A 25,056-nucleotide genomic window follows, 5' to 3' on the forward strand; every position below is an offset into this window, starting at 1 on the left:
CCGCCAACCGAGATCGGAGTCCGTCTCGTGGGCTCGGAGATGTGTATAAGAGACAGCCATCGGCGGCGCTTCGCGCCGCCTGGGCGAGGGCTTCCGCCCCTCGCCGCACATCCGAGGCGGCGCGCTCCGCTGCCGCCTCAAACCGCACCAGCATGCCGCCCGTTCCGGCGGCGGCCTGCGCTGGCGCAGAACCATCGGCGATTTCCCCCGCCGATGAATCCCCTCCAGCCGCCGCTATGCCGGCGTCTGCATCCAAAGGCCCCAAGCCGCCGGAGAACCCCGGCGTCGGATCAAACGGCACCCAGCCTACGCCGGTGAAATACACCTCTACCCATGCATGCGCATCTTTTGCGCGCACGTTGTAGAGGGTCCCGGCTCCGCTTGCTTCCGCCTCACCCGCCGTTGATACCGGCGAGCCGGAGACAAACCCTTTCACCCATCGCGCCGGAATGCCTTCCTCGCGGAGAAGCACAACCATCGCGCTCGAGAAATGCACGCAATAACCGCGCATCTGCTCAAACAGGAAGTCGTCGACAAAGTCGGCGCCTTTTGGCGGGACCGAACTGTCCAGCGAATAGGCATAGCTGTTTTTCAAATATTGCTCAACGGCTTTCACCTGGTCGTACCGGGTAGTAAGGCCAGCTCCAGCAATCTTGTCCGCCAGCGTCTTCACCCTATCCGGCACGGAGTCCGGAAGCTGCAAATAGTCCGAGAGATCCGGCTCGTCCGCAGCTTGATTAAACGCCGCCGTCTCTCCGTCAACCGCCACACGATCAGATGCCCGAAGGACCGAAGCATCCGTAACCGGCAGCGTGCTCTCGATCGTATACCGCTCCACCTTGGCATCCTTATCCGCCGCATACAGCGAATCCGCCAGTTCATCCTCAATGTAGGTGCTTAACTGCCGGTTAGGATCAATCGCCGACAAGCTGAACACATGACCCGCATTCCCGGCGAAAAACAGCGGCAGTCCTTGCGAAGAGGAAGGCTTCTTCATCACAACGGTCTGTTTGATCGCCTGGCTCTGCGTTCCCGTGCTGGCCGTCACTTCGGACGTCATCTTATCATCGTGTTCTACCGGATGAAGCACTTTGCCGCTCCAGCCGCTGTTCCAGCCCCGCCCGTCATAGACGGATTTGGACTCCCCCCGCCAATAAGTCTGAACCGGCGAAAAACCGTTAAACACGACCGTATCGTCCGGCGTAAGCGAAGCCCCCAGCTCGTTGTCGTTAAATCCGTAGCCTGTAAAAGAACGGCCTTGCGAAGCAGCGCCAACGGCCGCCTGCATCGCTGCCGAATAATCGGCCTTGTTCAGCTCCACCATCGCCTGCTCGATCCGGTTTGCGGCATTTACCGTCCAGGCAGAAGGTTCCGTTTGCCTTGGTTGTCCGCTGGACAACAGCATGCCGATCCCCACGCAGAGAAGGACAAGAAACTCGCCAGCCGCCAGCCATTTCGGATGAAGCTGACGGCCCGATTCACTTGTACCGCCATGTAACCGTCTTACCCTTGCAATCGTTACGACGGAAGCCAGCAGTAAACCTTCCGCTGTTGTGCGCAGCAGTCCGTTAAACACGTCAATGCCTACCCATGTGTGAAGGATCAGCAGATAAGAGACGGTAATAGCCGTTAGTCCCAACGCTACCTGCCTGAGCCACACAAGCGCCTGCAGCGCGGGAGCCAACATCGCCCATCCGACGAACAGTAGCAGCGTCCGCAGCTCGCTCGTCATCGTCCACAGGCCATAGACGAATAAATCCTTAATATCTCCGGCGAGTTCGCCAGGATAATGGACCAGCCATTGCAACGCGCTCTCGTCATCCCCTTTAAATAGAAGCATGATGGTTATGAGGCATAACAGGCCATTCATCAACAGCGACATATACCAGGCCGGACGAAAAAGCCCCGTCAACATTACGCAGCCTACAACCGTAAGCAAAGGACCGATCTGGTAAATATCCGCCCATTCTTTATAATGGAGCCACGGCAGCATCCATTCCGCCAATAACCCAAACAACAGCGCGGTGGTCAGAGCGCGGAACCCTACAGTGCCCGTCTCAAGATTGGACATTCGCATGCTGGCCGCCTCCTTCCACCGTTTCTGGCAGACGGTTCATCCGTTCCGGATAAGCAAGCCAGTGTACAAGCAGGCCCGTTTCCTCCAGCAGCCTCTGCTGCTCCCGCATGGCATACGTCAGAACGGCTTGTCTCGTTACGATATGCAGAGAAACCCGGCAATTCTGATCTTTCGCGTAAGCCGCAAGCTGAATCCAGCTTTGGCCGCTTTTCCAATCCGCCGTATAGACATGAACGGTTCCGCCGGCTTTCAGACCGCCCAGTTCCGTCCGAAGATGGTCGATCGCCACGGCCGTCTTCCGAAGCTGCAGCTTTGCAAGTTGTTCCAACAACGTTGCCTGCCGGGTTAAGCCGTCTCGCTTACGCTCTTCTTGGTTACCCTTGCGTACCTTTCCTTCCCGCTTCCCGCCAGTTGTTCCCGTAATAAGCCGGACATCGCAGCCCTCCGCTGCCGCAAGCTCCATCCCTCTCGCCATCCAGGCAAGCGTAGCGTCAAACAACCTTCCGTCCCGGTTGTAAGCGGTAGCGTGCGTATCGGCAATCATGATCACTTCTGCCGGCTGCTCCAGCAAATGTTGCTTCGTGAACATGCCGCGCCCTTTGGCCGCAGCCCGCCATTCCAGATGCCGCATCGAGTCTCCGTCCCGGTACGGTCTGCTCTCCGGTCCAAGACCGGACTGCCGCAGCCTTCCTGCCGATCTGTCGCTGATTTCTCCTTGGTCACTGATATAAGCGGCCGAAGAATCGCCGGACACTTGCTCCGCCACCGCGCCATATAATTGGCCAGCTTCGCGCCTCATCTCTTCGGGAAGGGCGGGAACCGCAAGCAGCGTGCCCGGGCAAGACAATTTTTTCCGGAATGCCGTGAGCCCAAGCCAATCGCCAACGGTCACGGTGACGTGATCAAATTGATGTTCTCCGCGTCTTACCGCAAGAACGGAATAATGGAGCTCTACCTCCCTCTTGATTAAAGGCATGGCAATATAACGATAATCGATTCCCTTTTTCTCAGCCGAACTCGTATTGGTCATAGCGTCTTGTACAGCCAGCCATACAAACGGCACGCCGATCGTACGCCTCACCGTCAGGCGTACAACCGCCTCATCGCCGTCTTTGACTTTGAGCTTGGGAATGATTCTGTCCGCCGTAAGACCAGCCGCCCCAAGCAGCGGCATCCCAATCGATAACACCGGCAGCAAGCTGAGCACAATGAGCATAAAAGTCTCAACGGCCCCGCCTCGCGTAATCACGCCGGCAAGACTCATTCCCCAGCCGAGCGTAATGATGATCCATGCTCCCCATCGCGTGCCGTAACCCAATGGCCGGGCAGACTGCTCCGGTAAATCCGCCTTTTGCCCGTCCGTCTTCGTTTTGCTTGGTTTCGTTGTTGTCGCACCGCCATCTGCCGAGAGTTGCGGCAAATTCCCTTTCGCCGCTTCCGTCACGACAACGTTCGAATCATTCCGCTGCGCCGTCATTTGTGCCTCCCCGCTCCTTGCTGAGGAGCAATCGAGACAGGCATAGGAGTATTTCTAAGAATGCGGTGGAGCGCTTCAAACGCTTGTCTCCCCCCGGCGCTTACACCGTTCAACCGATGAGCCAGCACAACCTCCCCGGTCGCAAACAGATCATCCGGCAGCACATAACGCCTGCCCTCCACATAGGCACGGGCTTGCGAAGCTCTCAGCCAATCGCGTCCCGCCCGCGGGCTTAACCCAAGCTCAAGCTCGGGCGCGCGCCTTGTCGCATCCGTTACTTTCGCCATGTATTCCAGCAGTCCGGGATGAACATGCGCCTGACGTACTTCGCGCTGCATCCGCAGCCATTCCTCCAGCATGAGGACCGGACGCAGCTGATGCGGCTCCAGCCTCGACCCGGACGCATATTGCTCGAGCATTTTGGCTTCATTCTCGACGGACGGATACCCGATCGACAACCTCATCATGAACCGGTCCATTTGCGCTTCCGGCAATATATTGGTTCCTTCGTAACTTAGCGGGTTTTGCGTCGCAATAAGGACAAACGGCTCCGGTAGCTTGCGGGTCTCCCCTTCCACGCTGATCCGCCGTTCCTCCATCGCCTCCAGCAAAGCAGACTGCGTGCGGGGAGAAGTCCGGTTAATCTCGTCCGCAAGGACAATATTGGCCATAATCGGCCCCGGACGGTAGACGAATTCGCTGATCCGGCTATCCCAGACCGCACCCCCGATGACATCCGCGGGAAGCATGTCCGAAGTGAACTGGATTCGTTTGAACTCCCCGCCAAGCACGCGCGCAAAAGCGCCGGCGAGCATCGTTTTCCCCACGCCCGGCACGTCCTCCAGCAGCACATGGCCGCCAGCCAGCATTGCCGTCAGCAGCTGGACAACCGTTTCTCTTTTCCCTAGCAGAACGTGATCTATTCTATGAATAAGCCGTTGCAGCAGCACCTGCGGCGTTTCCGGCCAAGCTTGCGCTTCCGCTTTTTCCTGCATTCCGTCAAATTTAGGCACGAGCATTCTCTCATCGACCTCCTGAAAAATAGCATCTCTATCTTTCAGTATCGCCACGCGCCTCTCTATTTAGACCTGCTAGATGGAAGAGAACTCAAGAGAGTTCAATCCAAATCTCCCTCTTATCTTTCGTTGCCGTCATCTTCTGAATGGCATAATGAAACCTCTGAAGCGTATCTCTCACCGGTACCATAATCCGACTTGGGAGAGAGGTTCCGCTGCCGCCAACCTCGGAAGCCGTCCAGCTTATGCTCTCGTTATTCACCATCGCTTCGACGATGCCTCCTGCCATGTCGAGACGGATGATCCCATGAAGCCCCATGATCAATTGCCGCAGCGGAACGACCGTTGTGCCGGCTTCCATCTTATATTCCAGCGGTTCAAACTTAATCTCTTCCCCGGCCGCATGAACAATTAGACTTTGCGTATTAGGGGGAGGAATTGCCGCGCTAGTCCTCGTGCGGTTCATATATTGGACGACCGTCTGCGTTTCAGCTGCCGTCACCTTGGGACGTTTCCATTTCATTGACGGAGCAAGCCTGAACTGGATCGGCTCCACTTGATCGGTCAACACGGCGAATTGATACCCTTTCTTTTTGAAAAAAGCAATCACCTCCGGCAGCGCCTTCACGGACTCGCCATGAATAGAGCTGTCATGCATCAGCACCACCGTTTTGTTAAATAACGTAGAGTGTTCAACAGTGTTTATAATCTCTTTCTCGGGAACGCCAACCCGCGTCGAATCGCCGCTATCCACATTCCAATCGTTTATGATATAACCGGCCTTGGCCATCGCGTCGAAATAGCCTTGATCGAAGTTGCCAAACGTCCCTCCCGGCGCGCGTAGCAGATTCGTCCTTACGCCCGTTGCCTGATAGATAGCCTCGTCGGTGTCCATGACCTGCTTGGCAAAATTCGCGAAACTCCCGTACAGCTCCGCGTACACATGATTATAGGTATGATTGCCGATTGCATGGCCTTCCTGCACCACTTGTTTGGCTATGCCCGGATACTGCTTCACTTCCTTGCCCAGCATAAAAAAGGTCGCCTTTACGCCTTCCTTCTTCAGAATCGCCAGCACCTCTTTGGTCTTCTCGCTTGGCCCGTCATCAAACGTCAAATAGACGACAGGCTTGCTAGAAGCCGTCGCCGCTTTCACATGCTTATTCTCTTGATTAACCCCTAGCAACAAGCACGATAGCATAATGAAGCATAATCCCGTCTGCACCAGCAAGCGCATCCCATCTGCCACCCTTCTCTACTCTCGTAATGAATCTTGATAGAGTATATGAGCGGCGAATCTAGCAAATGCCAAAAAAAGCGGGTCCCGTCAATCGGGACCCGCTCCTCTATTAAAGTTTGGCAGCCTCTTCCGCGACTTGCTGGACATGGCCTTTGATCTTTATGCCGCGCCACTCGCGGACCAGCTTGCCTTTTTCATCGATGAGAAAGGTCGAGCGGACAACGCCCATGTATTCGCGGCCGTATAATTTCTTGAGTTGCCAGACGCCGTACTTCTCGCATACCTTATGCTTCTCATCCGACAGGAGCAGGAACGGCAGGTTTTGCTTGCCGATAAACTTCTCATGCGCAAGAACCGGGTCCGGGCTAATGCCCAGCACAACCGTATTGCTGTCCACCATCGCCGGATAAGCATCGCGGAAATCGCATGCCTGCTGCGTGCAGGTTGGCGTATTGTCCTTCGGATAAAAGTACAAAACAACCTTTTTCCCCCGGTAATCGCTCAGCTTAACGGTCTCGCCGCTTGATGCCGGCAGCTTGAAATCCGGCGCTTTTTTGCCTACTTCCATAACGCTTTACCCTCCTACCGCTACGAACCCGCGCCGCGGTACCGCTTTACGCCATAATTCCAGAGCATAAGGCCAAGCGTAAACACGACAATGCCCATAACCGGCGTGAACCAAGCCAGCTGGGAAATGTCATCGGCCTTTTTCTCCAAGAAATAAGAAGCCGGAATTACGCCGACAAAAGCAAACGGCAGCAGCCAGGTTAAGATGAAACGTATCGTTTTATTATAAATGTTGACCGGATAACGGCCATAGTTCTGAACGTTATAAATAAGCGGCACGATGCCCGTTGGCGCATCCGAGAAGAAGGAAATCGCCGACAGCGCCGTGTAGATGCCGCCGTAGACAAGAACAGCGCCTAACACGAACACCAGCATGATCAGCACATAATACCAATGGAAAGCCATGCCTAGATCATTCCAGCAAACGGCCATAATGATCGCCCCAACGACCGAACCGATGAGCGAAGGAGGATCCACGTTCTCAAGCAGTACTTGGAACAAATTATGAGCTGGCCGAGTCAGTATCCGGTCCATCTCGCCTTTGACAATATAACGCTCGCTGAAGTTCCACATCCCGAAGAAGGTCGTGAAGATCCCGTACGGAATCATGAAGAAGCCGTATACGAATATCACTTCCGATTCCGACCAGCCGCCAAGCGAAGGCGTATGCTGGAACACCACGAGAATAAAGATCAGGTTGGTAGCCTGGAACATCAAGTCCGACAGCACCTCGACCCAGAAGTCCGCACGGTAGGTCAGACGGGTTTTCGCATAGTTTTTAATATATTCCCAGAATAACGTTGCATATAACATGACCAATCAACCTCCTTGCACGAACAGCCGCTTGCGGGCCGCACGCCAAGTAAACAAAATAGGCACAAGCAAAATAACGAACCACAACACCTGCAGACCAAGAACGCCCCATGCCTGGTCCAACGGTGTCCGTCCGGTAAATACGGCGCTAGGCAAATACGTAATGGCCTGGAAGGGCAGCCACTCCATAATCCCCTTCAGCCAGCCCGGGAAAAAGGCGATCGGAATAAGCACGCCGGAGAACAAGTCCACCAGCACGCGTTTCATCCGCATCATGCCTTCGTTATTTTCGACGAAAAAGGCCGCAAGCCCCGTCAGGATGTTCAACTGTGAATTAATAAACAAGCTGAACAGCAGCATGATGAAATAAATGACCCACACGACCGGGTCTTTGGGCAGCTTCACCGGAAACAGCAGGCAGACGATGACAAGGCCAGGTCCCATAAAGAGAATAAGGCGGAACAAGCCTTCGCCAAGTCCTTGCATCATTTTGACAAGCAGATACGAATACGGCCGGATCAATTGCATCGCGATGCTGCCGTCCCGGATATCATTGGCGATCTCGCGGTCCAGGTTATTGAAATAAAACGCGCGGGCCATCCAGGATACCGCAATATAAGTCGTCATCTGCGCGAGCGTAAAGCCCTGAAGCGTCTCGGCCGAGCCAAAGATCGCTTTCCACAGGAAATAATAAGCGCCAATGTTAATGGCATAAATGACGATGCCGCTGTAATAGTTGACGCGGTAAGCGAGCATCGTCAGAAACCGGATTCGGATAAAATCTACATACGCGCTTTTCATCGGAGAGAAGTCTCCTTCTCCTTCTCGGGCTCTGGCTGTGCTTCGGCTTCCTGCTTCGGTGATTCAACATCCATCAATGACGCTGCGGCGGAGACCGATGCCGAACCTGAACGGTAAATTTCGCGGACGATATCGTCCGTGTTCGTCTCGAGAATTTTGATATCTTGAATATCCGCTCCACTAACTACCTTGCCTAAGGCATCAGAGACGTTAATCGTATGAGGCAGCCACATCGAAGCGCCTTGCTCGTTCATCGTCCAAGTTACGGCGAGACCCGAAGTCAGTCCCTGAAGTTTCTCAAGCGGCGTCTGAGAACCGAATTGGAACTGAATCTCGCGTCCTTTGCTCCAGCGGTTTTTCAGTTCTTCCAATCCTCCGTCATAAATAATCCGGCCGTCGTCCAGCATGATAACGCGCGAACACAACGCTTCAATATCTTGCAGGTCATGCGTGGTGAGCAGGATGGTTGTACCTTCCTCGCGGTTCAGGTCTTTCAGAAACTCGCGGATTTCCGTTTTGACCACGATGTCCAGACCAATCGTTGGCTCGTCCAGGAACAGGATCGACGGATTATGCAGCAGCGAAGCAACAAGCTCGCAGCGCATCCGTTGGCCGAGACTAAGCTTGCGGACCGGACGGTTCAGGAGTTCGCCAAGATCAAGGCGTTCCACCAGGTTGTCCAATCTTTTGCGAAAATCTTGCTCGGACACGCGATATACTTTGCGCAGCAACTGGAAAGACTCAATAACACCGATATCCCACCACAGTTGGGAACGTTGGCCAAATACGACTCCAATCTCGCCGACAAATTTCTCGCGGTCTTTATATGGCACATAGCCATTGACCTTCAGTTGTCCCGATGTTGGAACCAGAATGCCCGTAAGCATCTTGATAGTTGTTGATTTACCGGCACCGTTCTCGCCGATATAACCGCAAATCTCGCCTTGCGGAATTTGGAACGAAATATCTTTTACCGCTGTGACCTCGTTGTATTCTCTTTTAAACAGGTCTTTCAGCGCGCCGGATAAGCCTTCTCTGTTCTTTTGTACTTTGAACTGCTTTCGCAGATCTTTGACATCAATCGCCAGCATTAGGTCGAATATGCTCCTCTCTGTTACAAACGGTCGACATTTCCCGGGGAATTATGAGTTTTTTCCAAGGAAAACGATAAAACTTGCGTCTATCTAGCGTTCCGATTTATAATTTTATGATATGTAATATTACAATAGTTAAGGATTTGCGTAAATGGCAGGCATCATCGGCTCGGGAACGATGAATCGCCTGTCTGATTTGGTTTTACACCATTTCTACAAGGAACAGTTGCTGAAAGGAGCACTATTACAGTTATGGCTACACCTAAAAAGAAAAGAAAACCATGGAAATGGGTACTCAGCGGTTTTCTCGTGGTTATAGTTCTTGCCATCGGCGCCTTAGCTTATTGGGGCACAGGCGTATATAATTCGTTAGATAAGTTTAGTAAAGACAAAGAGGATTCTCGGTTTGGCCAATTCGATGATAACACTACAGTAGAGGCTCCGCCGGAATGGCAAGGCAAAGAACGCGTTAATATTTTGCTCCTTGGCGGCGACGCCCGCGGTCTGGAGGAGAACCAGGTACCGCGTTCCGACTCCATAATGATCGCGTCATTTGACCCGGTTACGAAAAAAGCCCATCTGTTCTCCGTATTGCGCGACACCTACATTGATATTGAAGGCCATGGCAGAGGCCGGATCAACACCGCTATTACGCTTGGCGGACCGCAGCTGGCCATGAAGACCGTCGGCGACCTGCTTGGTCTCGACATTCAATATTATGTGTATACGGATTTCGAAGGATTCAAAGCATTGGTTGATTCGATCGGCGGCGTGTACTTCGATGTCGAGAAGGACATGCATTACACCGATAATGCCGATAAGAACAAATACGATATCGATCTGAAAAAAGGCTACCAGCTGCTCGACGGCGACAAAGCGCTGCAATATGTCCGCTTCCGCCACGATGCAATGAGCGACTTCACCCGTACGGAACGTCAGCGCGATTTCATGAACGCTGTGGCGAGCAAGCTCAAATCCGGATGGAACATCGTACAGATGCAGAAAATTCTGGACAGCGTATCGCCATACATCGAGACAAACCTGCAGGTTACCGATATGCTGAAGCTAGGCCAGCTGGGCGTTAAATCCCACTTGGCGGGCACGCAGCAGGTCCCTCCAATGGATCTGATCGCCGAAGAAAGAGTTGGCGGCGCGTCCGTCCTTGGCGTCAGCGATCTGGATGCTCTGAAAGCTTCCGTCCAGGAGGCTTTGTCGAAGGACGATACCGAAGCTACGCCGTCCCCTTCGCCAGGTACCGAAGGAAGCACGGATACAACGACAAATAATAGCAGTACACAATAGGGATATATATAGATAGAGAAATTAAGAATACGCAGACCAAAAGGACCTCCTCTTTCGCCACTTGGCGGAATTGGAGGTCTTTTTTACGCCGCCGGACAGTAGAGTCTGTATGCCTGTGCGGACGGTGTATTCGTCTTATTGTTGCTTTCCGCTTACGTTGCGCAGAATACATCATAAACGAGCATTCGAGCCTCTTTTCTCGTATATCCTGCACGGATTACAGCATATTGTTACTAAAATGTTCATTTCGATTCGTTGTGCAGGAATAAGCTGCATTTTGTGCAAGGCATCACCTCAACCTCGCCCAATTGGGGCTTTTATGCTGCATTCCTTGCAACGAGGCTTATAGCTGCTTTTGTATGGACGTCCGCTCCAGGCGTCATGCCCGGCATACGACTTTGCTTTTTGCTCGGACTGCGCGATAATGGAGAGGTCTATTTCTCTTCATTCAGGCCGCGTGCGGATGTATTCGGCTTACATAACACAATGAAATACGGAGGATTTATCTATGCAACGCAAACGTTCAGAGGCGCTTTACGAGGAAGCGCTGCAGCATATTGTCGGGGGCGTCAACAGCCCTTCCCGCTCTTACAAAGCGGTAGGCGGCGGTGCGCCGGTATTTATGAAACGCGCGGAAGGCGCCTACTTCTACGATGTCGACGACAATCGTTACATCGATTACTTGGCGGCTTACGGCCCGATTATTACGGGACATGCCCATCCGCATATTACCGAAGCGATCGTCCGCGCAGCTCAGAATGGCACGCTGTACGGCACGCCTACCGAGCTCGAAATTCAGATGGCCCGCATGCTGAAGGAAGCTATTCCTTCTCTTGATAAAGTCCGCTTCGTTAACTCCGGCACCGAAGCCGTCATGACGACGATCCGCGTAGCCCGCGCATTCACGAAACGAAACAAGATCATCAAATTCGCCGGCTGCTACCACGGCCATTCCGATCTGGTTCTTGTTGCGGCTGGCTCCGGTCCTTCTACGCTTGGCATTCCGGATAGTGCCGGCATTCCGACCAGCATCGCCCAAGAAGTCATCACCGTTCCATTCAACGACCTGGATGCTTTGAAGGAAGCGCTGGAGCGTTGGGGCGACGATTCGGCTGCCGTTATGGTGGAACCGATTGTTGGCAACTTCGGTATGGTTATGCCAAAGCCCGGATTCCTCGAAGGTGTCTGCAAATTGACACGCGAAGCAGGAGCCCTCGTTATTTATGATGAGGTTATTACGGCGTTCCGTTTCCACTATGGCACAACGCAAACGTTTAACGTTTTCCCGGATTTCAAAGCCATTGAGCCGGATCTTACCGCGCTTGGCAAAATCATCGGCGGCGGTCTGCCGATTGGCGCGTACGGCGGCCGCAAAGAAATTATGGAGCAGGTTGCTCCGCTTGGCCCGGCTTATCAGGCGGGTACGATGGCGGGCAATCCCGCTTCCATCTCGGCTGGCATCGCTTGCCTTGAGGTGCTGCAGGAAGCCGGTGTGTATGATCGCATGAACGATCTTGCAACTACATTGGCAGACGGTCTGCGGACATCGGCAGCCAAACATGGCGTTCCGCTTACGATTAACCAAATCCGCGGTTCGTTCTCCACCCATTTCTGCGACCATCCGGTAACGAACTATGATGAAGCGCAGGATACGGACGGCGAAATGTTCGGCCGCTTCTTCAAGCTCATGCTGGAGCAAGGCATTAACCTTGCCCCTTCCAAATATGAAGCGTGGTTCCTGACCATCGCGCATACCAAAGAAGACATCGCCGCTACCCTCGCAGCAGCTGAGCATGCCTTCTCGAAACTATAATATTTAAAGAGCCATCCCATTCTTAGATAATGGGATGGCTCTTTTCGTATTTGCGCTTGCCACACTCCTATGATTCTCATCAATCCCATCTGTACTCTCTCTACCGTGCCGTCTCCTATCCGCAAACAAGCAATAAGCCCCCGCAAATTGCGGGGGCTCATCTCTTGCAACTTATTAGCTGTTATAAATCTCGATTTCGTATAACGAAGGACCATATGGAGCAAAGCCCTTCTCTGTTACATAGATTCGTACATATTGACCTTGCACAGGAGTATCCAGATTAATGATCTGCTTCAATCCGTCTCCGCTAAGCGATTGTCCCGAGACGGTATGGACTGTCGTCCAGTTAGCGTTATCGGTCAGATCAGCACCAGGCTGAGCTACTTGAATTTCGAACGATTTCCCGTAAGCCCCTTCCCAGTTCAGAGCGAGTTTGTTGAAGGTTTCTACGGCACCAAGATCCACATAAATCCACTCCGGATGGTTATCGTTGTTAGTCGTCCAATTTGCTCCCCATCTGGAGCCTTGATCTCCGTCAGTAGCTTCAGCGGCATAAAATACATCTTGCTCCGATGAAGCAACGGCTGTCTTGCCAAGAGCAAGATTCACATCAGCCGCGATCACTTGCGTTACTTCATTGTCCGCATAACCGCTCGCCGATACCGTAACCGCGTAACTGCCTGCTGCTGTAAATACGCCTCCGTTCAGCGTGATCTTACCTGCTGCAACAATGTATTTATCTGCTGCAAGTGCAACATCATTGACTTTCACAGCGGTAACCGCAGCTTCCCAAGCAGCATCGCTAGTAAAGCCCAACTCAATGCTGTTTCCTACTTTATTGCTAGTAGAATCACCTGTTAATGCCGGTCCAAGAGGAAGAATCGGATCAGGACTGGACGGCGTACCGTATACTTCAATCTCCCATAACGAGTAGCCCCATTGCGTGCCTCTGGCTGTAGCGTTAATTCGCACATGGCGTGCTTCTTCGCCATGCAGCGTAATGTTGTCTATGCCGCCATTGCCGGAAGGCTCGGTGAAGACTGTCGTCCAATCGTCATCACCAGGAGAGTCCACTGATGAAACTTGAACCGTATACGTCTTGCCGTAAGCCCCTTCCCAGCTCAGCGTCATGCTCTCCAGCTTGTAAAGCTTCTTCAGATCAAGCGAGATCCACTCCGGATCCGAAGCAGCTGATTCCCATCTTGTATTCGACTTGCCGTCAATCGCGTTAGCGGCAGGCTGATTGTTGGAAGAAGCGGTTGCCGTACTTCCAAGCGCGATGTTCTTCGCGTTGGTCTTCACTTCTTGCGATACTTCCGCTGCCGCATAGCCATTAGCCAGAATGGCGATCGAATACGTCTTGATCGATGGGAACAGAGAGGCGTCAAGCGTAATTTTGCCTGCCGCAACCGTGTATTTGCCCGCATTCACGGCTGCCCCGTCAACCGTAATGCCCGTAATGGCGTTACTCCACGCGGCATTATCCGTAAAGGTCAGTTCAATAGGATTGGTCAGCTTATTATCCGTCGAATCTGCAGTCACCGTTGGCGGTGATACCTTCTCGCGGACGGCTACTTCATCAATATGAATCGTATGCTCGCCGGTTGGGGTCGTGATGTCTCCGCTAATCACGTTGCCAAGCAAGTATTTCACCGTCAGCGTCATATCGGCGGTTGGCTTCAATACTTTCGTGTAGACCGTAGAAGAATCGCCCGTAAGATTGAACAGCACCTGCTGATTGCCGCTATACCCGGTCAGCTCGACCAGAATCGGACGGTTAACGGTCGACCAGGCTTTAAAGCTCAGCTCATACGTTTTGCCGGCTTTCAGCTTGATGCCGGATTGCATGAATTGCGTGGACCATGTATACGGAACGCTCCATTGAGGATCCAAACCGCCGTTATAGTTGATTTGGATTGCAGCCTTCTCGTCCTCTACCGAAATCGAAGAGTAGTCGTCGGCTCCTTTCCATGATTCCCAGTTAGCCGTACCGTTCGTAAAGCTGCCGTTCAATACGAGATTGCCATCGCCTGAGAAAACTTGCTGCGTCAAGACAGCATCGCCATACCCAGTCGCGGCTACCTTCACTGGGTAGTTGCCGTCAACGGAGAAGACATCCGAATGAAGCGTTAATGTCCCTGCTGTGACGGTGTATTGCGTTGCGTTCAGAGCTGCACCATTTACGGACACCGACGTAATAGCGCCTCTCCAGGTTGCGTCATCCGCAAAAGGAATCATGATCTCTTGGCCAGCAAGGTTATCCGTACTGTCCGCTACCATTGTTGGAGGACGCTTCACCGGCGCATTTTCCACCTCAAGCACCACGTTGTCGATCCAGACGGTACCCACTGCTCCACCCGGCGTTTTGCCGAGCATGATCTTCAGCGCAAGCAATTCGTCGGCCGTAGGACGAACCGTAAACTTCATATGCGCCCAATCCGTACCAATCGCCTGCACGCCGGAATCAAATCTGCGGGCGTACGATGCGTTTTCCAAGGTCGCCTGCAGGTCGCGTGCGACGGAAGCTTTTACGTCAAACTCCAGCGTGTAGGTTAAGCCCTTCTTGAAGCTCATGCCGCCTTGAATCAGCATGTTGCTGTACGGCTGATTGCCCAGGCTTGTAATAGTAAGCTTTGCGGCTCCATCTTCCGTGGAGAACTGTGCACCCCCGCCATCTTGCGTATTCTGCTCCCAATTCAGAAGGCCGGCGAAGAAATCGCCGTTCTTCAGCGGGAACAGATCAACGCCCGTGAAGTCGAAGTTGTTATTCGTCGTGCGAATTAGGGAGACGTTGTCGATCGCAACATCCGAGTCATTACCGCCTAGTCCAAAGACAAGCTGGCCTTCCTCATCCGTTACGCCAACCGGCATCGTAAACGCGAACTCCTGACTGCCCATTGCCGTGCCGATTGTAAAATCTTTCGAAGCATAGACCGTATGGCCGTCTTTGCTTACGAATGAAACCTTAATGGAACGTTCCGCTTCCCCGGAAGCCTTGAAGTTCAGCTTATAAGAGTCGTTCTGAAGCAGATTGATGCCCTTCTGCGTAAGCGTAACGTCCGAAGGACTGTCTCCGCCGTTTGCGATAGCTGCTTCAAGCTGTCTTGCATTCGGGTCAACCGAAGCAAAAGCATCTGCGTCGCCCGAAGTTTCAAAGTTCCAGAAAGTCATGCGATCCATCGTTCCAAGATCAAAATTGCCGTTATAGACATGTTGTCCGTTGCCAAGCGGCGCTTTCGCTCCGTCTTGCTCCGATACCGCATCAACTTCTTCGATCTTAATATTGCCGATCCATACCGTGTTGGTATTGAGACCAAGATTAAGCTCCAGACGCGCGGCAAGATCGGTGTCGTTATTCATCAGGAAGCGGTATTCATAATGCTTCAGATTGGTTGTCAGCGCGGCATCAAAGTTATCCGAATATGCGCCCCAGCCGTTATCCGCATCGCCGCCGACCTTCAGACTGATGTTTCTTGCTGCCGCTGCTTTGGCATCAAAGCTGATTTTGTAAGCATGGCCTTTCGTAATGGTTGCATACTGAATCAATTGCAGAGCATAATTCTGGTTGCCCCCGCTAGTAATTGATACTTTGGCGAACTTATCGTCTCCGATCGTATCCACGATCGCGGAACCCGCTCCGCCAAAGTCCGGCGTATGCAGGAAGTTCCAATAGTTCGCGTTAAGCGCCTGCGTGGAATCCGTAATATCGGTCAAGCCATGCTCGAAGCCTTGATCAACAATCGCTTTCGCGTTAGCCGGAATTTCGTCCTTCGAATCCGGCTCTACCGGCGTGCGGTAAGGACGGCCCGTCAGTTCGTAGGCACGAACATAGTCCACTTCCATCTTCGCTGGCAGATCGCTGTCGGCCGGAAGACGATTGCCGTCAAATTGGCCGCCAACGGCTAGGTTCAGAATAATATAGAACGGTTTGTCAAACGGCGCGGGATAAGCGTATTTATCCGGCTGATCGGCGCCCCAGCTGTTCCAGTTGTTAACCGTCTGATAGAGATTGCCGTCCACATACCAGCGGATCTCGCCCGGCTCCCACTCTACCGAGTAGGTATGATAGCCGGAGATGGATTCGCCTTCAGGGAAGGTGTAAGCCGCACCCGTTGCTTTATTGTTCGGAGCGTTCTTGCCGTAATGGATCGTTCCGCCGACTTCATGCGGCAGACGGCCTCTCGCTTCCATAATATCAAGTTCGCCGGATGCAGCCCATCCGCCGTATTCGCTGTCGGCAGGCATCATCCAGAAGGCTGGCCAAATGCCGGATCCTTCGGGAAGCTTCATGCGTGCTTCGAATTTGCCGTAAGCCTTCGTAAACGTATTGCTGGTCCAGAGACGTCCCGAAGTATACGGCTTGCCGTTAAACGTCTCTTTTTTCGCGGTAATAACGAGGTTGCCGGTTGTCGGATCAACGGCAATATTTTGCTTGCGGTAATATTGCTGCTCGTTATTGCCCCAGTCCGCAACGCCGTATTCGGAGCCATTGCCTTCCTGGTAGCCCCACTTCGTCAAATCGACGCCGTTTGTATCCGGATTAACGGCATCGCCGTTAAACTCGTCGGACCAGACCAAGCTCCACAATTGCTGGGTTTCCACCGTTTGCGTCACTTGCCCAAGCTCATAACCGGAAGCTTGAATAACAATGACATGATCGCCAGCTACCGCAAAGACGCCGGACTTGATGGTAACGCTGTTTGCCGTAATCGTATAATCATCCGCAGCAATAGCCGTGCCATCTACGGTAATGGAATGAATCGCATTGCTCCAGCTTGGCTGGGAGGCAAAGGTAAGCATTATATCTTTGCCGAGGCTGTTGTCTGACACATCCGGCGTCAGCACCGGAGCTGCCGGAAGACGAATATCATTCTGAGTGGGTGCGATCTCTCCAATCGCTTCCATCGCGCCTTTTTCTTCAAAGCGGACATTGTCGATGAAAATATCGTGTGCATCCATCGCCGCTCCGTAATAACCAAGCAAATACTTCAAGCCTACTGCATCTTCCCTAGGCATCGTGAATTCAAAGGAATAACTCTTTGTTGTTGTGCCCAGCGTTACTTCCTCAGCCATATACTTCGTGTACGTGCTGTTCTCCGCTATGACTCCAATCTTCTTGGCTACAGTCGCCCTCGCGTCAAACTTCACAATATAGGTTTTGTCCTTCTGCAATTGAAGGGGTTGCTGCAACAGCATGACATCCCAAGGATTCGCGCCTACATTCTCAACGGTAACTTTGGCTCTTCCGTTGTTGAAGTCATAGGAGGCTTTCGAGGTTCCGTCATACACGCCTTGCACATGCTGGGACCAGTTCGCGTTCCCATCCGTGAAATAGCCGTTTTGGAGCAAGAACGCTTTCTCGCGAGCGCCCTTCAGCTCCACGCGCACATTATCCACGTATACGTCATGCGCCCCAGCCGGATTCGTTGCTTGCTTACCGAGCAATACCTTGAAGGAAGCAGCCGTATCAGCGGTAACCGGCAGTTCATAAGTGAATGTCTGGTAATCGCCAGTCAAGTGCACCGTATGCGTGAGCAGACGATCCGTAGCATTATCGATAACAATATCCGCATCGCGATCAACAGAGGATTTGAGATCTACCGATACCAAATAGGTTTTGTCTCTATAGAGATTGAAGTTATTTTGCATCAGCATAACATCCCAGGCATAATTGCCGACGCTGCTTACATTCACCTTCATGCTTCCGGCATCTTCGGTATAACCGGTCACATGATCCCATCCGTCATAAAAACCTTGCACATGCAGATTCCACGATGCCTTGCCGTTGGAGAAATCGCCGTTCTTGAGCGGGAACTGATCGCTTAATGGCAGATCATTGTTCGCGCGCAATAAGGCAACATCGTCGATCGCAACATCCGCATCGCTGCCGCCCAGCATAAAGACAAGAATCGCATTGCTATCCGCTGCTGTGCCCGTATTAAAGTTCACGGTCTGTTCTGCAGAAGCAGTCGTCAGGTTCACCGCGATTGGCTCCACAAGGTTAGTGCCGTCTTGCTTCTGAATCCCTACCTTGATCGTACGATCCGAAGCCGCGCTTGCTTTAAACTTTAGTTGATAATCGTTGTTCGGAACAATCTTGATGCCCTTCTGGAGCAAAGTAATAGAGGATGCATTTGCACCGCCGTTGCTAATATTGGCTGTAAATTCCCGGTCCTCCGGATCAACGGAAGCCGTTGCCGCAGCGCCGTCAGCCGTGTTGAAATGCCAGTAAGTAAGACGGTCGAGTCTGCCAAGATCAAAAGTGCCGTTGTAGACAAAATTTCCGTTAAGCGGCTCTTTTGCGTCATCTTCTTTGTATGGATCTTCCTGCGAGTCCGGCTCCACTTCTTCGAGCTTCACATTGCCGATCCAGACAGGATTCAGGTTGAGGCCGATATTAAACTCTAGCCGTGCCAGAACGTCCGTATCCGCCGGCATCTGGAATGTCATGCTGTAGGATTGAATCTGATCCGTTAAACTTGCGGACAAGACGTCGGAATAAGTCGCCCAGCCGCGGTCGGCGCCGCCGCCGATCTTAGCCGTCATCGTCCGGTTTTCCGTCGATTTGGCGTCAAATGACAGCTTGTAATATCTGCCTTTGCCCACCGTTACGTTCTGAATAAGCTGAACGGAATAGTCTTGCGATCCGCCATTCGTAATGGTTGCTTTCGCATAAGTCGCGCTGCCAATCGTATCGGTACTTATCGAGCCTTGACCGAAATAAGTAGGGACATGCACGAAGTTCCATTTTTCGGGATCTAACGTATCCGTCTCCGTTGCTACTGTCTTGAAGCCATTCGTGTAGTTCACGTCATGCACGTAATTGCCGTTAATAGCCGGTTTGTGATTAGCTGGCAAAGCTTCCTTCTCTACCAGCGGTTCTTTCAAGTCTGCAGTAGAGTATCCGCCTTTCTTGTCATACACGCGGACATAGTCGACTTCCATCTTGCGGTCATTATTGTCAAGCGGCATATTGCCGCCGTCGAAGTTGCCGCCAACCGCTAGATTCAGAATCATGTAGAAAGGCTTGTCAAAAGGCGCCGGATAAGCGTATTTCGCCGGCTGGTCAATTCCCCAGCTGTTCCAGTTGTTTTGCGTTTGATAGACAACTCCGTCTACCAGCCAGCGGATTTCGCCCGGCTCCCATTCAACGGCATAGACATGCTCGCCGCTAAAATCCGTTCCGCTTGGGAAGTTGTATTTGTTACCGGTATAGCGGTTGCCCGGAGCGGTTTTGCCGTAATGGATCGTTCCGGAAACTTCGCCCGGCAGTCTGCCGACCGCTTCCATAATATCAAGCTCACCCGAAGACGCCCATGTTCCGTACTCGCTTGTTGCCGGCATCATCCAGAAGGCTGGCCAGAAGCCTTGGCCTTTAGGCAGCTTCAACTTCGCTTCGAATTTGCCATAAGCTTTGGTGAACGTATTTTGCGTGAAAATACGGCCCGAAGTATAAGGAACATCATTACCGTTTGCTTCTTTTTTCGCCGTAATAACCAGCTTGCCGTCTTCAACCTTCACGTTGTCTGCTTCATAGCTCTGCTGTTCATTGTTGCCCCACTTCGTGAGGCCGTATTGCGAACCCGTCCCAAGCTGATAACTCCACTTATCCAGGTTTACGCCGTTGGTATCCAGATTGTCGCCTGTGCCGTCAAACTCGTCGCTCCATACAAGATCCCATTGATCCGGAGTTGGAGTTGGCGTAGGAGTTGGTGTCGTTCCCCCGCTACCGCTGCTTGTTCCGCCAACTTGCCCTTTGCCTTTATCCAGCTTCTTACCATTTAGAGTAGAACCGTCCGTTTGGTTGTTCAGATGGTCGATATCCGAATTATTCGTCTCCAGTACCGTATCGGAATGGAGCTCCATCGTTCCGACCTCCGAGCCGTCAACAACGACGCGGACCGGACCTTCCTTCTTATCAACTACGATAGTTGGCGTCTGAACATTGTTCAGGTGAATACTATGCACACCGCCGCCGCTGATAAAGATGGTTCCTTTTACTTCCGTATTTTTCAGCGTAAAATCACCTTCGCCAATCCCAGCGGTCAAGTAAAGATTCCCGCCGATTGCCGAATTCTCGATCGTTACGCCGTCAAGGTTCACCAGCCCGTTGCCCGCCAGCTTTTGATCCTTGTACGTCTGCGCTTTCACGTAAACTTCGCCTGCTAGACGGCTTAATAGAACAACCGCTTCCGCACGAGTAATAGATTTAAGCGGCTGAACCGTCCCGTCCGGGAAGCCCTTCAAATAACCACCGCTTACCAATTGGCCCAGCGGCTCTGCCGCAAATGCGCCAACTTGCGCTTTATCATTAAACGCTCCAAGCGGATCAGAGCCTGTTGCTGCCGGCAATCTGAATAGTCCTGCAGCAATTTTGGCCGCCTCTTGTCTTGTAGTTGCCGCATTTGGTTTAAAGGTTCCATCCGGATAACCGTTAATAAAACCAGCTTGCTTACCGATCGCAATCGGTTCAGCATACCAAGCGCCGGACCCAACGTCCGAGAAGCTGTTCTCGCCTTTTGCCGTAAATCCAAACAAACTATTAATTAATTTCGTAAACTCTGCGCGCGTAATGCCTTGCTCCGGCTTAAACGTTCCGTCCGGGTAGCTGTTAACGAGGCCCTTGGATGTCCAATCCGTTACCTGCTGCGAAGCCCAATGCCCCGCAACATCCGGCGCCGTAGCACTTGTGGCTGCCGCTGTCGTACCCGAAGCCGCAAATACGGCTGACGGTACGTAACTTACGGCGATAACGACCGACATCACTAACGACAATAACCTTTTTGTTCTTTTTCTAGCCAACACTGTTTTCCCCTCTCAAGAAAGATGACCAGGGTGACTGTTCTAGTTGTAAACGTTTTCAGAATATTGAAAAAATGATAACCGGCATAAGAAAAGGAACGCCTGGCGTAAATATGGCGTTCCTTTTCCTGTTGCTAGCTAAGGCTTATTACTTAAAGAAGATTATTTCGAAGCCGATGCGTACCAATCGTTAACTTCCTTCGTTACTTGGTCGCCGCCGGATTTCTTCCAGTTCTCAACCATGGTATCAAACGAATCAATCGGTGCTTGACCGTAGATGATTTTGGAATACGATTCGTTAACCAATTTGTTCAGCAATTCGTTTTTGGACTTCATCGTTTCCGTCAGAGGACCTTGGAAGTAGTTCTTCATGCGAATATCTTTTTGATCCATAACGATCTTCATCGCTTCCAGGTTTTCCTGCTTACGTACGGCTTTTGTCTGCTCTTCGTATGGCGTTGTTGGAGCTTCGCCGTTATACAGCTTGATCATAGTGTCCGCATACAGAGCCGGTTGACGAGCGCCTTCAAATGTCAGCGAGTAGTAGATTGGCTCTACGAGATGCGTGCGGTCCGCATAGTTCGGGAACAGGTCCGGATATTTTTGCGGATCCTTCGTGATCGTGCCGTCCGGCAATTTAGCCCAGTCGTAACCTTCTGCGAAGCCGTTCTCGAACTCGCTGCCTTTTTGCGGGTTCGCCCAGTTATCGAAGAAGAAGTTGTAGTAACGAAGCAGCGCTTCAGGATGAGCCGCTTTTTTGTTAATCAGCATCCAGCCGTTAACGGACGGGTTGCCGCTTTGGGAACCGATTTTACCGTCTGGACCAGCAGGGATCGGGTAAGCTTTGTATTTCGCGCCGGGAACGTTGTTGATCAGATCGCCAAACGGCCAGTCCGGCAGCCAGTTACGGCCAACGATTGCGCCTGCTTGACCTTTCGTGAAGAACTCGGAACCGGAAGTGTCGTCCTTCAGACCGGAGTCTTTCGAGATCCAGCCTTTATCCATCCAGGTTTTCAACGTGCTGAGAGCTTGCTTGGCAGCCGGATCCACGGAGCCGAATGCCAGCGTGCCGTCAGCCGCTTTGTTCCATTGGCCCGGCATTGTGCCGTAAGCGCCGAACAGCCAGCTTACGTCCGTCATCCAGTTCAGGAAGCCGTTTTTGAAGCCGAGAGCCATGCCAAATGTGTCGTTTTTGCCGTTGCCGTCCGGATCTTTATTGGTGAATGCATCCATGATGGCTTCAAGGTCGGCAACCGTTTTAGGAGCTTGAAGGCCGAGTTTATCCATCCAATCCTGACGAAGCCACAGAACCATATCGTCGTTGTATGCGTAGTCGAGAACCGGAAGCGCCATTTTCTCGCCGTCGCGCGTTACCGGAAGGAAAGTATCCGGGTTCAGCGCCGCCGCTTTTTTGTACTCGTCGCCGGCATACTTGTCGAACAGCTCGTTGACCGACATGAATTGACCGGAGTCAATCAGCATGTTAACGGTTTCCATATCGCCGCGGTACGTAATAACGTCAGGCATTTTCTCGCCGGAGGAAAGCATCAGGCGAAGCTTTGTTTTGTAAGCGTCGTTTGTATCCGTTACAACCCAGTCGTATTTCACGTCGATGCCAAGGTTGTCTTTCATATACTTTTGCAAAACGTTGTTTTCCATCGTTTCGCCCGTTTTGAAGAAGTAGTTCGTGCCTACGCCTTTAACCGTTGTCAGAGTGATCGGCTCTACGTATTTCTTGCCGTCCCAGCCCGTCTCGTCCGCACCGCTTCCCGCGTTGTCCGTACCAGCATTGTTTGTTGCTGCCGCATTGCCGGAGTTCGTTGCCGCAGGGTCGTTAGATGGCTTATTACCGTTATTATTGTTGTTTGATCCGCATGCCGCAAGGCTTGCCGCAAGTACGCCAGTCAACGAAACGAGCATCAGCTTTTTCATTGAATTATGCATTTTTTTCCCCCCGTAAAATGATTATTATAGCATGAGAGCGCTTTATTTACTCTCAATTAATACTATAGTCTTGGTTATTACTGATAGAAATACCATAATTTTGAGTAACATGCCATTTTGTTATCTTCTTAATTTCTACTCTTTTACCGCGCCAAGGACAATCCCTTTGACGAAAAACCGCTGCAGGAACGGATACACAACCAGAACCGGAAGCATCCCGATAAAGATTTGAGCCGCTTTCACCGTACGCTGGGAAATGTTCTTCAACTCGTTGACGTCCGGGTTCAGCTTGCTGAAGTCCTGCTGTACGATAATCGTCTGCAAGAAGGTTGCGAGCGGATAGTTGCGGTAGTCGTTAATGTAGAGCAAAGCGTCAAACCATGCATTCCAGTTGCCTACGATCGTAAAGAGCGACATGGTTGCAATCGCCGGCATAGCCAGAGGCAGATAAACCCGGAACAGAATCGAGAAATGTCCCGCTCCGTCGATAAAGGCTGCTTCCTCCAGCTCCTTGGGCGTGGCGCGGAAGAAGTTCATCAGGAGAATCATGTTGAATACGGCAACGGAGCCCGGAAGAACAAGCGCCCAAATCGTATTCATCATATGAAGATTGCGGATGACGATATAAAGAGGCACTATACCGCCGCTGAACCACATCGTAAATACGAAATACCAAGCGTATCGCGAGCGGGCCTTAAAAACGGTCGTATCCTTCGACAGCGCATAGCCGCCCAGCGTAATGACCGCCAGCGTAATGGACGCGCCAAGCGCCGTACGCCCGATCGAGATCCAGAACGCCCGGAGGAAGTTCGGATTGTTCATTGTTTTCGTATACGATTCGGTATTGAAATCCACCGGCCACATGCCGACCAGATGCGCATTCGCGGGAGCACTGGCACTAAAGCTGATCGCGAGTATATGAATGATAGGTATAATACACAACAGGCCTGCTAGGGCCAGGATTAAATAGTTGAATACCGAGAAAACCCGATAACCGAATGTCTTTTGATACATGCGCGCAGGTACCCCTTTCTAGAAGATTTTATAATCCGCGTATTTTTGAGCGAGCTTGTAACCGACGATGATGAGCACGAAACCGATGAGCGATTTGAATATGCCAACGGCCGTGGCCAAGCTGTACTGCCCGTTCAAGATACCCGTACGGTAAACGAACGTGTCTATAATGTCGCCTTTGCTATAGACAAGCGGATTATACAAGTTGAAGATCTGGTCAAAGCCCGCGTTCAGAATATTGCCGAGAGCCAGCGTTCCCACTACGATTACGATCGGCAGGAGCGATGGAATCGTTACATGCCAGGTTTGCTTCCAGCGAGTCGCGCCGTCTACTTCCGCCGCTTCGTAGAGTGACGGATTCACCCCCGCCAACGCCGCGAGGTACACGATTGTGCCGTAACCGAACTGCTGCCAGACATCGCTAAGCACAACGACAAACCGGAACCAATTCCCGTCGCCCAGGAACAGAATCGACTCCTTCACGCCAAACCAGTTATGCAGCACCGTGTTGATAATCCCGTCCGACGCAAGCATGTCATTCAGAATCCCGCCCAGGAATACCCACGAGATGAAGTAAGGCAGATACACCAGCGTCTGCACCGTGCGCTTGAAAGGGTTAAAGTTCACTTCGTTCAGCAAAAGCGCAAACACGAACGGCACGATAATGCCGCATATAATTTTCAATCCGGCGATCAGCGCCGTGTTCGTAATAACCTGCTTAATGTCCGGATAATCGAACATAAATTTGAAATGCTCAAGCCCTACCCACTTGGAATGGAAAATGCCATCGTACGGTTTGTAGTCTTGAAAAGCGATAACCAATCCTCCGAGAGGCACGTACACGAATATGAATTGCAGGATTACCGCCGGAAGCAGCATGATATGAAGCGGCCAGGTCCTCTTCAGAAATCCTCTCGATTTTGATTTGTCGGTCTCTTGTCGCAAGACCTCATTGCCGGCTATCGCCTTTGTCGTTGTCCCCATCCCCATTGTCCTTTCCGCTATTCTATTTGTCGATTGACAGAGTTTCATCATGATGTATAGTAAGTATAGCAATCGGGGAATCGCCAAGTCTGCGCCAATGATTTTAGAACGA

General features: G+C 52.0%; 13 protein-coding genes. 2 read left to right on the forward strand and 11 right to left on the reverse strand.

Going from position 1 to position 25,056, the window contains the following annotated elements; all coding sequences use genetic code 11:
* Positions 1-2,057: 2,057 nt before the first annotated feature.
* From QQK89_RS22595 to QQK89_RS22625, 7 genes are all read right to left on the reverse strand, one after another.
* On the reverse strand, positions 2,058-3,554 hold the full coding sequence (locus tag QQK89_RS22595; protein WP_284240948.1) for a DUF58 domain-containing protein: 1,497 nt from the start codon (positions 3,552-3,554) through the stop codon (positions 2,058-2,060).
* Positions 3,551-4,573, reverse strand: coding sequence for an AAA family ATPase (locus tag QQK89_RS22600; RefSeq protein WP_284240949.1), 1,023 nt, complete (start codon positions 4,571-4,573; stop codon positions 3,551-3,553). Before QQK89_RS22600 ends, QQK89_RS22595 begins: the two co-directional genes overlap by 4 nt.
* An 88-nt stretch (positions 4,574-4,661) precedes the next feature.
* A complete protein-coding gene (locus tag QQK89_RS22605; protein ID WP_284240950.1) occupies positions 4,662-5,807 on the reverse strand; it encodes a polysaccharide deacetylase family protein in 1,146 nt (381 codons plus the stop codon).
* A gap of 112 nt (positions 5,808-5,919) precedes the next feature.
* Positions 5,920-6,378 (reverse strand): thioredoxin-dependent thiol peroxidase, encoded by a 459-nt coding sequence (bcp, locus tag QQK89_RS22610; protein ID WP_284240951.1) that lies wholly within the window; start codon positions 6,376-6,378, stop codon positions 5,920-5,922.
* Between the two features lie 20 nt (positions 6,379-6,398).
* The gene (locus tag QQK89_RS22615; protein ID WP_284240952.1) at positions 6,399-7,190 is read right to left on the reverse strand and encodes an ABC transporter permease; all 792 of its coding nucleotides are present in this window, start codon (positions 7,188-7,190) and stop codon (positions 6,399-6,401) included.
* 6 nt (positions 7,191-7,196) lie between these two features.
* Positions 7,197-7,991: an ABC transporter permease gene (locus QQK89_RS22620; protein WP_284240953.1), complete on the reverse strand. Its 795-nt coding sequence runs from the start codon at positions 7,989-7,991 to the stop codon at positions 7,197-7,199.
* Complete coding sequence (locus QQK89_RS22625) at positions 7,988-9,082, reverse strand: ABC transporter ATP-binding protein (protein WP_284240954.1); 1,095 nt, start codon at positions 9,080-9,082, stop codon at positions 7,988-7,990. The genes QQK89_RS22620 and QQK89_RS22625 overlap by 4 nt, the downstream gene beginning before the upstream one ends.
* 255 nt (positions 9,083-9,337) lie before the next feature.
* Between QQK89_RS22625 and QQK89_RS22630 the strand changes: the two genes are divergently transcribed.
* Both QQK89_RS22630 and QQK89_RS22635 read left to right on the forward strand, forming a co-directional pair.
* Entirely contained in the window at positions 9,338-10,387 is a 1,050-nt protein-coding gene (locus tag QQK89_RS22630) for an LCP family protein (RefSeq protein ID WP_284240955.1), read from the forward strand.
* A 508-nt stretch (positions 10,388-10,895) separates the two neighbouring features.
* On the forward strand, positions 10,896-12,200 hold the full coding sequence (locus tag QQK89_RS22635; RefSeq protein WP_284240956.1) for a glutamate-1-semialdehyde 2,1-aminomutase: 1,305 nt from the start codon (positions 10,896-10,898) through the stop codon (positions 12,198-12,200).
* Positions 12,201-12,374: 174 nt separating this feature from the next.
* Here the strand turns inward: QQK89_RS22635 and QQK89_RS22640 are convergent, their stop codons facing one another.
* The 4 genes from QQK89_RS22640 to QQK89_RS22655 form a co-directional block, all read right to left on the reverse strand.
* The gene (locus QQK89_RS22640) at positions 12,375-21,005 is read right to left on the reverse strand and encodes a hemoblobin-interacting domain-containing protein (protein ID WP_284240957.1); all 8,631 of its coding nucleotides are present in this window, start codon (positions 21,003-21,005) and stop codon (positions 12,375-12,377) included.
* Between the two features lie 159 nt (positions 21,006-21,164).
* A complete protein-coding gene (locus QQK89_RS22645) occupies positions 21,165-22,946 on the reverse strand; it encodes an extracellular solute-binding protein (protein ID WP_284240958.1) in 1,782 nt (593 codons plus the stop codon).
* 135 nt (positions 22,947-23,081) lie between these two features.
* Positions 23,082-23,960, reverse strand: a complete 879-nt coding sequence (locus QQK89_RS22650; protein ID WP_284240959.1) for a carbohydrate ABC transporter permease — start codon at positions 23,958-23,960, stop codon at positions 23,082-23,084.
* A gap of 18 nt (positions 23,961-23,978) precedes the next feature.
* The gene (locus tag QQK89_RS22655) at positions 23,979-24,944 is read right to left on the reverse strand and encodes an ABC transporter permease (RefSeq protein ID WP_434481745.1); all 966 of its coding nucleotides are present in this window, start codon (positions 24,942-24,944) and stop codon (positions 23,979-23,981) included.
* Positions 24,945-25,056: the final 112 nt, after the last annotated feature.

Source organism: Paenibacillus glycanilyticus (assembly GCF_030161375.1).
Taxonomy (GTDB): domain Bacteria; phylum Bacillota; class Bacilli; order Paenibacillales; family Paenibacillaceae; genus Pristimantibacillus; species Pristimantibacillus glycanilyticus_B.